General features: G+C 71.1%; 12 protein-coding genes. 7 read left to right on the top strand and 5 right to left on the bottom strand.

Annotated features, from left to right (window positions below; all coding sequences use genetic code 11):
- Together AC1DYN_RS29380 and AC1DYN_RS29375 are read left to right on the top strand one after the other, a co-directional pair.
- A partial coding sequence (locus AC1DYN_RS29380; RefSeq protein WP_477965779.1) for a YfiR family protein occupies positions 1-260 on the top strand: 260 nt, incomplete at its 5' end.
- Complete coding sequence (locus AC1DYN_RS29375) at positions 257-2,272, top strand: sensor histidine kinase, YfiR-like protein-associated (RefSeq protein ID WP_477965777.1); 2,016 nt, start codon at positions 257-259, stop codon at positions 2,270-2,272. The genes AC1DYN_RS29380 and AC1DYN_RS29375, both read left to right, overlap by 4 nt.
- Here the strand turns inward: AC1DYN_RS29375 and AC1DYN_RS29370 are convergent.
- Positions 2,269-4,485: a xanthine dehydrogenase family protein molybdopterin-binding subunit gene (locus tag AC1DYN_RS29370; protein ID WP_477965781.1), complete on the bottom strand. Its 2,217-nt coding sequence runs from the start codon at positions 4,483-4,485 to the stop codon at positions 2,269-2,271. The genes AC1DYN_RS29375 and AC1DYN_RS29370 overlap by 4 nt on opposite strands.
- Before the next feature lie 25 nt (positions 4,486-4,510).
- The gene (locus AC1DYN_RS29365; RefSeq protein ID WP_477965775.1) at positions 4,511-4,966 is read right to left on the bottom strand and encodes a (2Fe-2S)-binding protein; all 456 of its coding nucleotides are present in this window, start codon (positions 4,964-4,966) and stop codon (positions 4,511-4,513) included.
- 69 nt (positions 4,967-5,035) lie between these two features.
- On the opposite strand from AC1DYN_RS29365, the gene AC1DYN_RS29360 reads away from it, so the two are divergent.
- Positions 5,036-5,638: an Isoquinoline 1-oxidoreductase subunit gene (locus tag AC1DYN_RS29360; protein ID WP_477965773.1), complete on the top strand. Its 603-nt coding sequence runs from the start codon at positions 5,036-5,038 to the stop codon at positions 5,636-5,638.
- Between the two features lie 54 nt (positions 5,639-5,692).
- Positions 5,693-6,202: a hypothetical protein gene (locus tag AC1DYN_RS29355; protein ID WP_477965771.1), complete on the top strand. Its 510-nt coding sequence runs from the start codon at positions 5,693-5,695 to the stop codon at positions 6,200-6,202.
- Positions 6,203-6,211: 9 nt separating this feature from the next.
- Here AC1DYN_RS29355 and AC1DYN_RS29350 read toward each other — a convergent pair whose 3' ends face one another.
- Positions 6,212-6,889 carry a ribosome-inactivating family protein gene (locus AC1DYN_RS29350; RefSeq protein ID WP_477965769.1) on the bottom strand — a complete coding sequence of 226 codons (678 nt, stop codon included), beginning with the start codon at positions 6,887-6,889 and terminating at the stop codon, positions 6,212-6,214.
- A gap of 162 nt (positions 6,890-7,051) precedes the next feature.
- Here AC1DYN_RS29350 and AC1DYN_RS29345 point away from each other — a divergent pair, with 162 nt between their 5' ends.
- From AC1DYN_RS29345 to AC1DYN_RS29335, 3 genes are all read left to right on the top strand, one after another.
- Positions 7,052-8,149 (top strand): zinc-binding metallopeptidase family protein, encoded by a 1,098-nt coding sequence (locus AC1DYN_RS29345; RefSeq protein ID WP_477965767.1) that lies wholly within the window; start codon positions 7,052-7,054, stop codon positions 8,147-8,149.
- Positions 8,134-8,661 (top strand): histidine phosphatase family protein, encoded by a 528-nt coding sequence (locus tag AC1DYN_RS29340; protein ID WP_477965765.1) that lies wholly within the window; start codon positions 8,134-8,136, stop codon positions 8,659-8,661. Before AC1DYN_RS29345 ends, AC1DYN_RS29340 begins: the two co-directional genes overlap by 16 nt.
- 142 nt (positions 8,662-8,803) lie before the next feature.
- Positions 8,804-9,097, top strand: a complete 294-nt coding sequence (locus AC1DYN_RS29335) for a hypothetical protein (RefSeq protein WP_477965763.1) — start codon at positions 8,804-8,806, stop codon at positions 9,095-9,097.
- A 478-nt stretch (positions 9,098-9,575) separates the two neighbouring features.
- Here AC1DYN_RS29335 and AC1DYN_RS29330 read toward each other — a convergent pair whose 3' ends face one another.
- Both AC1DYN_RS29330 and AC1DYN_RS29325 read right to left on the bottom strand, forming a co-directional pair.
- Complete coding sequence (locus AC1DYN_RS29330) at positions 9,576-10,928, bottom strand: sigma 54-interacting transcriptional regulator (RefSeq protein WP_477965761.1); 1,353 nt, start codon at positions 10,926-10,928, stop codon at positions 9,576-9,578.
- Between the two features lie 14 nt (positions 10,929-10,942).
- A partial coding sequence (locus tag AC1DYN_RS29325) for a hypothetical protein (RefSeq protein WP_477965759.1) occupies positions 10,943-11,509 on the bottom strand: 567 nt, incomplete at its 5' end.

The raw sequence follows: 11,509 nt of genomic DNA, 5'->3' as shown, positions 1-11,509 counted from the left end.
CCACCGGCCTGCACGTGCTGTTCGTCGGCCGCGCCGCGGCGCGCCGGCTGCCCGGCGTGCTCGCCGCGGCCCGCGGCCAGCCGCTGCTGACGGTCGGCGAATCGGACGACGCGGCGGCGACCGGCACCGCGATCACCTTCGTCGTGGTCGACGACAAGGTGCGCTTCGACGTGGCGCCCGCGGTGGCCGAACAGGCCGGCCTGAAGATCAGCGCGCGGCTGCTGGCGGTGGCGCGCAAGGTTCACGCGGGGCCGACATGAGGATCCACTGGGGCCGGTCGCTGCGGGCCAAGCTGACCAGCGTCGTGCTGCTGACGACACTGGTGGCGCTGTCGGTCGCGCTGGCGGCGATGGTGGTCTACAACCTGCGCGAATACCACCGCAGCTGGACCGCCGACGTGAGCACGCAGGCCGAGCTGCTGGGCCGCACGATCGCGCCGGCGCTGGCCTTCGACGACCCGAAGGTCGCGGCCGAGAACCTCGGGCTGCTGCGCTTTCGCACGCAGGTGCATGCGGCGGCGATCTACAACGCGTCGGGCAAGCTGTTCGCGACCTGGGCGGCACGGCCCGTGGAGGCGCGCTACCCGTCGTACCCGCAGTCCGACGGCGAGAGCGTCGACGGGCGCGACCTGCTGGTGTACCGGCGCATCGTCAGCGGCGGCGAGTTCCTAGGCACGGTCTACCTGCGCGCCGACTACGCGCTGCACGACCGCATCGTCGACTACGCCGGAATCGCCGCGGCGGTGGCGGCGCTGGCGATGCTGCTGGCCTGGGCCTTGACGCAGTGGCTGCAGCGCATCGTGACGCGCCCGATCCTGGACATCGCCGGCGTCGCGCGCGAGGTGGTGGAGCAGCGCGACTACTCGCGGCGCGCACAGCGCATCAGCGACGACGAGGTGGGCGTGCTGGTCGATTCGTTCAACCGCATGATGGACGAGGTGGAGCGGCATGCGCTGGAGAACCGGCACGCGCTGCTGAAGATCGAGCTGGAGGTGGAACACCGGCGCGAGGCGCAGCAGGAGGTGATGCGCTTCAACGAGCAGCTCGAGAGCCGCGTCGGCGAGCGCACCGCGCAGCTCGAGGCGTCGAACCGCGAGCTGGCGCACGCGACCGAGGCGGCCGAGAAGGCCAACCGCGCGAAGTCGGAGTTCCTCTCCAGCATGAGCCACGAGCTGCGCACGCCGCTGAACGCGATCCTCGGCTTCGGGCAGCTGCTGGAGGCCAACGCGCATGCGCTGCCCGACGCGAAGCGCATCGAGTTCACGCATCAGATCCTGAAGGCCGGACGGCACCTGCTGAACCTCATCAACGAGATCCTCGACCTGGCGCGCATCGAGTCGTCGAACATGATGCTGTCGCTGGAGCCGGTGGGGCTGGCCGAGATGCTGCGCGAGTGCGAGACGATGATCGGCCCGTCGGCCGGCCAGCGCGGCATCCGCATGTCGTTCCCGGACGAGGTGGCGCTGAGCGTCATCGTCGACCGCACGCGGCTGAAGCAGGTGCTGCTGAACCTGCTGTCGAATGCGGTGAAGTACAACCGCGAGGGCGGCACGGTGGTGGTCGACTGCGAGCCGCTGCCGCCCGATCGCGTCGCCATCTCGGTGCAGGACACCGGGCGCGGGCTGCGCCCGGAGCAGCTGGCGCTGCTGTTCCAGCCGTTCAACCGCCTCGGCCAGGAGGCCGGCAACGTCGAGGGCACCGGCATCGGGCTGGTCGTCACGAAGCGCCTGGTCGAGCTGATGGGCGGGCGCATCGAGGTCCGCAGCACGCCGGGCAGCGGCAGCGTGTTCCGCGTCGAGCTGCGCGAGGCCGAGGCGCCGGCGCTGCCGGCGGCGGCCACCGATTTCGGCGAGCTGCGCGAGGCCGGCACGAACCGCAAGGGCGACAGCCCGCTGCTGCTGTACGTGGAGGACAACCCGGCCAACCTGCAGCTGGTGGGCGAGATCGTCGCGCTGCGCGGCGACGTCGAGCAGATGTCGGCACCGGATGCGCAGCTGGGCATCGAGCTGGCGCGCGCGCACCTGCCGCAGATCATCCTGATGGACATCAACCTGCCGGGTCTGAACGGCAGCGACGCGCTGGGCGTGCTGCGCGCCGACCAGCGCACCGCGCACATCCCGGTGATCGCGCTGACCGCCAACGCGATGGCCGGCGACGTGGCGCGCGGCCTGGCCGGCGGCTTCTTCCGCTACATCACGAAGCCGATCGCGGTGGACAAGCTGAACGAGGCGATCGACAGCGCGTTGATGGCGACCGGCAAGACGGCGCGCTAGACGTCGACCAGGCCGGCGCGCGCCAGCGGCAGGCGCCGCACGCGCGGCCCGCCCAGGCGCGCCAGCGCGTTCGCCACCGCCGGTGCCAGCGGCGGCACGCCCGGCTCGCCGACGCCGCTCGGTGCCGCCGTGCTCGGCACGATGTGCACCTCGACCACCGGCATCTCGTGGATGCGCAGCGAGCGGTAGGTGTCGAAGTTGCGCTGCACCGCGCGCCCGCCCTTCAGCTCGATCTCGCCGTAGTACAGCGCACCGAGCGCGAAGCCGATGCAGCCTTCCATCTGCGCGCGCACGATGTCGGGATTGACCGCGATGCCGCAGTCGACCGCGCAGACCACGCGCTCGACCTTCAGCTTGCCCTTCGCCATCGACACCTCGGCCACCTGCGCGACGAAGGAGCCGAACGATTCGTGCACCGCCAGCCCCTGCGCGCGCCCGGTGCGCATCGGCCGGCCCCAGCGCGCCTTGTCGGCCGCGAGCTTGAGCACCCGGGCGGCGCGGCCATCCTTCTCGAGCAGCGACAGCCGGAACGCGAGCGGGTCCTGGCCGGCCGCCTTGGCCAGCTCGTCCATCATCGTCTCCATCACGTAGGCGGTGTGCGTGTTGCCGACCGAGCGCCACCACAGCGGCTTCACCGCGAGCACCGGCGACTGCAGCCGCCCGCTCAGCATCGGCAGCTGGTAGATGGTGGGCGCCACGCCCTCGACCGAGGTCGGGTCGACGCCATCCTTGATCATCATCGCCATCGCGGTGCCGGCGACGATCGACTGGCCGACGATCGCGTGGTCCCAGGCCGACACCTTGTTCGCCGCGTCGAGCGACACCTTCACGCTGTGCACCACCAGCGGGCGGTACAGCCCGGCGGCCATGTCGTCCTCGCGCGTGTACTGCAGTCGCACCGGCGCCCGGCCGTCGATCGCCTTGGCAACGTTGACGGCCGCCACCGTGAAGTCGCTGTAGGCATTGGCGCGCCGCCCGAAGCTGCCGCCGGACACCAGCGTGTGCAGCGTCACCTTCTCCATCGGCAACCCGGCCGCCTTCGCGGCCAGCATGTGGTCGAAGGTGGGGAACTGGTGGCCCGACCAGGTCTCGAGCCGGCCGTCGTGCAGCCAGGCGACGCAGTTCATCGGCTCCATCGCCGCATGCGCGAGGAACGGGAACTCGTAGACGGCCTCGAGGGTCTTCGCGGCCCGCACCGCCGGCGCCGGCCTGGCCTGCGCGAACGAGGTGCCGGGCTGCGCCGCCTGCTGCCGGTATTGCACCAGCAGCGCCTCGGAATCGAGCGACCCACTCGTGGATTCGTCCCACACCACGCCGAGCGCCTTGCGCCCCTGCATTGCGGCCCAGGTGCCGGTGGCAACCACCGCGACGCCCTCGGGCACCTGCACCACGTCGGTCACGCCCTTCACCTGCTTCGCTTTCGTCGCGTCGAACGACACCAGCCTGGCGCCGAACGACGGCGGCCATGCGATCACCGCGCTCAGCAGGCCCGGCAGCTTCACGTCGATGGTGTAGATGGCGGTGCCATTGCACTTGGACGGCGAGTCGACGCGCGGCGCCGCCTTGTCGCGGCCGATCAGGTTGAACTGCGCCGGCGTCTTCAGCACCGGCTTGTCGGGCGGCGCGAGCCGGCTGGCGGCCTCGGCCATCTCGCCGTAGGTGGCGCGCTTGCCGGACGGGTGGCTGAGCACGCTGTTGCGCGCCTGCACCTCGGCGGCCGGCACGCCCCAGGCCTGTGCCGCGGCATTCACCAGCATCGCCCTGGCGGCGGCGCCGGCGCTGCGCATCTGCATGAACGAGTTGGAGATCGCCGACGAGCCACCGGTGCCCTGCAGCTCGCCGAATGCCAGGTTGTTGTAGAGCTTGGGGTTCGACGGCGCGTACTCGGTGCGCACCAGCGCCCAGTCGGCATCCAGCTCGTCGGCCACCATCGACGCGAGGCCGGTGGTGTTGCCCTGCCCCATCTCGTGGTGCTTGCAGACGACGGTGACGATGTTGTCGCTGCCGACGCGCACGAACGCGTTCGGCGCCAGCGGGCCGGTGGCCGCGCCCTCGGCGCCGGGTTGCGCGGCTTGCGCGGACAGCGGCACCAGCGACGCGGTGCCGCCGGCCAGGACAACCAGCTCGGCCGCGCCGGCCAGCAGCGCGCGGCGCGTCAGGCCGGAGGGCGCCTGCGGGACAGGCGCGATCGCATCCAGTTGCAGTTGTTGCATCAGCGGGTGCATGCGGCGCTCCTTGTCAGATCTGCGCCGCCGCGGCGTGGATCGCCGCGCGGATGCGCTGGTAGGTGGCACATCGGCAAATGTTGCCGGCCATCGCCGCATCGATGTCGGCATCGGTCGGTCGATTGTTCTTCTCGAGCAGTGCGGTGGCCGACATGATCTGGCCCGACTGGCAGTAGCCGCACTGCACGACGTCGAGCTCGACCCAGGCCTTCTGCACCGCCTTGGCGGCCCGCGACGACAGGCCCTCGATCGTCGTCACCTGGCGGCCCTGGGCTTGGCCGCAGGGCATCGAGCACGAGCGCAGCGTCTCGCCATCGAGGTGCACCGTGCAGGCGCCGCACTGCGCGACGCCGCAGCCGTACTTGGTGCCGGTGAGGCCGACATCCTCGCGCAGCACCCACAGCAGCGGCGTCTCGGGATCGACGTCGAGCGCGTGGCGTTGTCCATTCACGTTCAGCGTGACCGGCATGTCCATGCTCCTGCAACGGCTTGAGGTCGGTCAGTATCCTCATTGCTCCGATCACCACGGGGAGAGGCCATGAAAAGCTTGATCCGCGCGGGGGCATTGACGCTGGCCGGAGTCGCCTGCGCAGCGTCCAGCCTGCAGGCCGGTGCCGCCGACCTGCAGCCGCCCTCGGCGTTCTCGTCGATCACGAACCCGACCGAGCGCTCGCGTGCGCTGTTCACCGAGGCCGGCAAGGTGATCCAGCACCCGCGCTGCATGAACTGCCACCCCGCCGGCGAGCGGCCCACGCAGGCCGGCGACATGCATCCGCACCAGCCCAAGGTGGTGCGCGGTGCCGACGACAAGGGGGCCGTGGGCCTGCGCTGCACCAGCTGCCACCACGCGGGCAACTTCGAGCCGGGCAACATCCCGGGCCACCCGCTGTGGCACGTGGCGCCCGCGAGCATGGCCTGGCAGGGCAAGTCGCTCGGGCAGATCTGCACGCAGATCAAGGACCGGCGGCGCAACGGCGGCAAGACGCTGGCCGAGATCCAGCACCACATGGCCGAGGATTCGCTGGTGGGCTGGGGCTGGCAGCCGGGCGGCAACCGCGAGCCGGCACCGGGCACGCAGGCGCAGTTCGGTGCGCTGATCCAGGCCTGGATCGACAGCGGGGCGGCCTGCCCGGCGCGTTAGCATCGCAGGCCTGTCTTCACGCACCCGCAGCACCCCATGCGACGAACCACGCTTGTGCCCCTGATCCTCCTGCTGGCCGCCCAGGCCTGGTCCCCTGCCGCCCTGGCCGCACCGACGGCCAGCGCGACGATGCTCGCGAAGTCGACGCTGCTCGGCGTGCAGAGCGCGATGCGCGATGCGCAGCAAGACGGCAAGGTGCCGCGCGATGCGGCCACCTGCGTGCAGTCGCTGCAGCCGGTGGCGCTGGTGCCGGTGTTCGAAGCCGCCGTTGCCGACAACTGGAGTGCCGGCGAGATCGACAGCATCGAGAAATTCCTCGCGACGCCGGCCGGCCGCAAGTACGCCGACCGCAGCGTCGCGCAGGCGCAGCTCGACGCCGGCGACCGTCTTGTGCCGCCGATGGCGTCGTACACCGACGACGAGATCGCCGACATCGAGCGCTTCAAGAAGACGCCGGCCGGTACGCAGCTGATGTCGCGCAGCGAGTTCGCGAACCCACAGTCGCGCCAGGCCATCCAGGCCCGGCTGGTGGAGCTGCTGAAGGGCTGCGGAGTGGTGCGCTGAGGCAGCGTCCTACTTGGGGCGCTTCAGCACTTTCACGGCGCGCGCCCACGGCTGCAGCGCCGCACTGACGCGGGCCAGGTCGACGCGCTCGCTGAAGTGGCGCTGCAAGGGGGTCAGCTCCACGCGCCGCTTCAGCGCAATGCCGCGCGCGGTGGACGACAGCGCCGCGAACACGGCCTCGCTGGCCTGGCCCCACACTCGCACCTCGGTCAGCAGCTCGGACACCGGCAGGTGCACCGGCGCGCCGACCAGGCCGGTCGTGACCTTGCGCACCAGCTGGCCGATGCGCGTGGCGATGTGGTCATTGCGCAATGACTCGGCCACGCACAGCACCACCAGCGACTGGGCCTCGAACAGCTCGGCCCCGGCCGCGCGCGGCAACTTGATCAGCGCATCGTCGAGCGTGGGCGCCTGCAGCCGCCGCTGGTCGAGCGTGGCGGCATAGGTTTCGAACGGCCGGCCGTCGATGCGCATCACGTACAGGTCGCGTTCGCGCAGCTGCAGCTCGACGCCGCGCGCGCCGTCGACGCCGGGCAGCACGCGGATCTGGAACATCGCGTCGCCGGCGCGGCAGACGCGGTAGAAGCCGTTGTCGAAACGGATCAGGTTGGTGTCTTCGGTCACCGCATCGCGGATCTTCCGGATCTGTTCCGCCCAGTCGGGCGCAACACGCAGCGTGAACATCATGGGCAATCCCCTTTTCTTCGTCCCTGCAGTCATTGTGCGGGAGCTTTCGTGACAGGAACCGCCACCCACCCTTCTGGGCGCCACCCCCTTGCGGGGGAGCCGGCGCCACGGACGCGCCATCGTCCTACGTCCGTGCCGGGGCGGCGCCCGTATGCTCCTCGCATGAAGACCCTGGCCTGCGAGCGTTGCGGCATGCGCGTGTTCTTCGAGAACGTGGCCTGCGAGCGCTGCGGTGCGGCGCTCGGCTTCGTGCCGGGCGAGATGGCGATGGCCGCGTTCGAGATCGCCGCCGATGGCGCCTGGACACGGCTGCGCGACGGTGCCGCGCCCCAGCGCCCCTGCAGCAACTACAACAACGCGCAGACCTGCAACTGGATGTTGCCGGCCGGCGACGCAGCGCCGTTCTGCGTCTCGTGCCGGACCACCGATGTACTGCCCGCGCTCGGCAAGCCGGAGAACCGCGTGTCGTGGGCGCTGATCGAGCAGGCCAAGCGCCGCATGGTCTACAGCCTGCTGTCGCTGCGGCTGCCGGTGCGCAGCAAGGCCGAGGACGCGGCGCACGGGCTGTCGTTCCGCTTCCTCGAAGAACTGACGCCCGCGCAGCGCGTGATGACCGGCCACGACAACGGCACCATCACGCTGAACATCGACGAGGCCGACGACGCGCGCCGCGAGGAAGAGCGCACGCGGCTGCACGAGCCCTACCGCACGCTGATCGGGCACTTCCGGCACGAGATCGGCCACTACTACTGGGACCTGCTGGTCGGCGGCACGCCGTGGCTCGAGCGCTTTCGCAGCGTGTTCGGCGACGAGCGCGCCGACTATGCGCAGGCGCTCGCGGCGCACTATGCCGCGCCGCGCGCCGACTGGCCCGAGCGCTTCGTCAGTGCGTACGCGAGCTCGCACCCGTGGGAAGACTGGGCAGAGTGCTGGGCCCACTACCTGCACATCCAGGACGGCCTGGAAACAGCCGCGGCCTGGGGCTTGCGCCTCGCCTCGCCGGGCGGCGAACCGGTCACCGCGAAGCCCCTGCTGCCGCACGACGGCGCCTTCGAGCCGGCGCTGATCCAGCGCTGGCTGCCGATCTCGCAGTTCATCAACGCGATGTCGCGCAGCCTTGGCTTGCGCGATGGCTATCCTTTCGTGATCCCGGCACCGGTGGTCGAGAAGCTGGACCTGGTGCACCAGGTCGTGATCTCGGCCGCGAAGCGCCGCGATCCGGTCCCTGCCGCAAGGAGCACAGCGTGCAACGCATCATGATCATCCGCCATGCCGAGAAGCCGGCCCGCGGCAGCGAAGAGCAGGCGGTCGACGGCCAAGGGCGCGCCGATGCATCGGGCCTGTCGGTGCGCGGCTGGCAGCGGGCCGGCGCGCTGGTGCCTTTCTTCGCCCCGCGCGCCCATTCGGGTGCCGACCCGCGCATCGTCGCGCCGAGCGACATCTTCGCCGCCGCCTCGCACCCGCGCAGCCAGCGCCCGGCGCTGACGGTGTCGCCGCTGGCCGACGCGCTGGGCCTGCGGGTGCAGGCCGACCTGCGCTCGGGCCACGACGAGGCCGAGCTGGTGCGTCGCGCGGCGCAGGCCGAAGGCGCGGTGCTGGTGTGCTGGCGCCACGAGACCATCCACCGCTTCGGCCCGCTGCTCGGCCTGCCGCAGACCGAGGACCATCCGTGGGACGAGGACTGCTACGACGCGGTGTGGCTGTTCGCGCGCGATGGCGAAGGCTGGCGGTGGGTGATCGGCAAGCAGGCGCTGCTGGCCGGGGACGCCTGAGGTGTCGCTCGCCAGGCGTTGCGATCGTCGGCCCGCTGGCGCAACATGCACACTGCATCGACAGGACACGGTGACCGTCCGGGAACGGCGATTGCCGCTTCGCAGCATCGCTGCATGGGCAGCACCACGTTGAGGGCACACGATGAAGAACGCTTCGAACCGCTCCGCTCCACCGTCCCACACGCCTGCCGACACCCCCACCGACCTGGAAGCGCTGCAGACCATCGGCCAGGGCGCCAAGCCGCTGGATCCCGGCGACCTGCCCGGCATCTACCGCGCGCTGCGCCGCGGCGTCGGCCACGAGATGGTCAACGACCGCAACGTCGACGACCTGATCGCGCTGGCGCGCCAGCATGACGACGCGAAGATCGAAGCGCTGCTGAACGAATGGCGCTTGCCGTGCGGGAACGACGGGAAAGACTCCGCAAGCGCTTGACCTCAGAGTAGGCTGGCCGCCGAGGTGGGAACGGCGCGGGGCCATGTTCCGTTCGGGCTGAGCCTGTCGAAGCCTGCGCTTGCAACCAACATCACCGCCTGCCGGCAGGCCCTTCGACAGGCTCAGGGCGAACGGTGCGGAGGCCATGTTCCGTTCGGGCTGAGCCTGTCGAAGCCTGCGCTTGCAACCAACATCACCGCCTGCCGGCAGGCCCTTCGACAGGCTCAGGGCGAACGGTGCGGAGGCCATGTCCCGTTCGGGCTGAGCCTGTCGAAGCCTGCGCCTGCAACCAGCATCACCTGCCTGCCGGCAGGCCCTTCGACAGGCTCAGGGCGAACGGTGCGGAAGCCATGTCCCGTTCGGGCTGAGCCTGTCGAAGCCTGCGCTTGCAACCAACATCACCGCCTGCCGGCAGGCCCTTCGACAGGCTCAGGGCAAACGGCATGCGTGATACGACGGCATGCGTCGGGAACGCAGCTCACTCGCCTTCGCCACCCGCCTTGAACTGCCCCGGCGTCAGCCCATTGCGCTGCAGCAGGCGGTAGAACTCGGTGCGGTTGCGGTCGGCCAGGCGCGCCGCATCGGCCGCATTCCCGTCGGTCAGCTTCAGCAGGCCCACCAGGTAGTCGCGCTCGAAGCGCTCGCGCGCCTGCGCATAGGTCAGCACCTCGACCGACGGCACGCGCAGCGCGCGCTGCACCAGCGTCAGCGGGATCAGCGGCGTGGTCGTCAGCGCGCACACCTGTTCCACCACGTTGTGCAGCTGGCGCACGTTGCCGGGCCAACTGGCGGTGGTCAGCGCCTTCATCGCGTCGGGCGCGAAGCCGTTGAAGCGCTTGCCGTACTTCTCGCCCAGCTTGGCCAGGAAATGGTTCACCAGCAGTGGGATGTCGTCGCGCCGCTCGGCCAGCGTCGGCAGGTGCAGCGACACCACGTTGAGCCGGTAGTACAGGTCTTCGCGGAACTGGCCCTCGGCCATCGCCGCGTCGAGATCGCGGTGCGTGGCCGACAGGATGCGCACGTCCACCGGCACCGCCTGGCTCGCGCCGACCGGGCGCACCGAGCGCTCCTGCAGCACGCGCAGCAGCTTCACCTGCAGGGCCGGCGGCATGTCGCCGATCTCGTCGAGGAACAGCGTGCCGCCGTCGGCCGTGACGAACAGGCCGCGGTGGTTGGCCACCGCGCCGGTGAACGAGCCCTTGACGTGGCCGAACAGCTCGGATTCGAGCAAGGCCTCGGGGATCGCGCTGCAGTTCACCGCGACGAAGGGCCGGGCGGCGCGCGGGCTGGCACGGTGGATGGCCTGCGCGAGCAACTCCTTGCCGCTGCCGCTCTCGCCGCGGATCAGCACGCTGGCGTCCGACGCGGCCACCATCTTGGCCTCGGACAGCAGCTCGGTCATGCAGCTGGAGCGGCTGACGATCGCGGCGCGCCACGCGCCGTCGCCGTCCTCCGCGTGCGGCACCGGCGGCGCGAGCGCCAGTGCCTGGTTCACCTTGTCGAGCAGCGCCTTGCCGTCGAACGGCTTGGTCAGGTAGCTGAATACGCCGCGCGCGGTGGCCTCGACCGCGTCGGGGATGGTGCCGTGCGCCGTCAGCAGGATCACCGGCAGCGCCGGATGCCGCGCACGGATCTCGTCGAACAACGCCAGGCCGTCGCGCCCGGGCAGCTGCACGTCGCTGACGACCAGCTGCGGGCGTGCCACGGCCAGCTGCGTCAGCGCGGCTTCGGCCGACTCGACCGAGGTGACGCGGTGGCCGGCCGCGCTCAGGCGCATCGACAGCAGCTTCAGCAGGTCAGGATCGTCGTCGACCAGCAGGATGTTGGCCATGGGCGGGCGGCCGGTCAGGGCGCCTTCGGGGCCGCGGGCGCCGACGCGGCGTTGGCGGCGGAGGCCGCACCCGGCGTGGTGGCCGACGCGGGCGCGCCGGGGCGCGTGGTCATGCTGCGCTCGATGGCCTTCAGCGCCTCGAGCTTCTCGTTCAGCTGCTGCAGCGTGCGCTGCTGGTCGCGGCGCTGCGCCGCCTCGCGGTTGAACAGGTCCTCGAGCCGGCGCTGCTCGGCGATGCGGCCCAGCAGCAGCCGCGCCATCGGCTGCCAGGGCTGCTGCTCGGGCGCGCCGCCGACCTTGACGACCGATTCGAGCAATTGCACCGCGCGCGCGACGTCGCCGCCGTTGTGCTGCTGCGCCAGCGCGAGCGCCAGCTCGACCACCGCGCCGGTGGGCGCCGCGGCGGCATTGGCACTGACGACGGCGTTCAGCCGCGTGATCTCGTTGCCCAGGTCGGCCGCGGACATCTGACGCAACTGCTCGTGGTATGCCAGCACCTGGCGCGCCACCTGGTCGGCCGGCTCGGGCTGCGGCGGCACGACGATGACGACCGGCGAGGCGGGCGGCGCGGGGGCCGGCGC

The sequence above is a fragment of the Rhizobacter sp. P2_D12 genome (assembly GCF_056404395.1).
Note: the sequence above shows the minus strand (reverse complement) of the source record. Positions and strands in the feature narration are given on the sequence as shown.

Coding starts and splice junctions, on each gene's coding strand:
- AC1DYN_RS29375 (WP_477965777.1), top strand. CDS start 257: ATGAGGATCCACTGGGGCCGGTCGCTGCGGGCCAAGCTGACCAGCGTC.
- AC1DYN_RS29370 (WP_477965781.1), bottom strand. CDS start 4,485: ATGCAACAACTGCAACTGGATGCGATCGCGCCTGTCCCGCAGGCGCCC.
- AC1DYN_RS29365 (WP_477965775.1), bottom strand. CDS start 4,966: ATGCCGGTCACGCTGAACGTGAATGGACAACGCCACGCGCTCGACGTC.
- AC1DYN_RS29360 (WP_477965773.1), top strand. CDS start 5,036: ATGAAAAGCTTGATCCGCGCGGGGGCATTGACGCTGGCCGGAGTCGCC.
- AC1DYN_RS29350 (WP_477965769.1), bottom strand. CDS start 6,889: ATGATGTTCACGCTGCGTGTTGCGCCCGACTGGGCGGAACAGATCCGG.
- AC1DYN_RS29345 (WP_477965767.1), top strand. CDS start 7,052: ATGAAGACCCTGGCCTGCGAGCGTTGCGGCATGCGCGTGTTCTTCGAG.
- AC1DYN_RS29335 (WP_477965763.1), top strand. CDS start 8,804: ATGAAGAACGCTTCGAACCGCTCCGCTCCACCGTCCCACACGCCTGCC.
- AC1DYN_RS29330 (WP_477965761.1), bottom strand. CDS start 10,928: ATGGCCAACATCCTGCTGGTCGACGACGATCCTGACCTGCTGAAGCTG.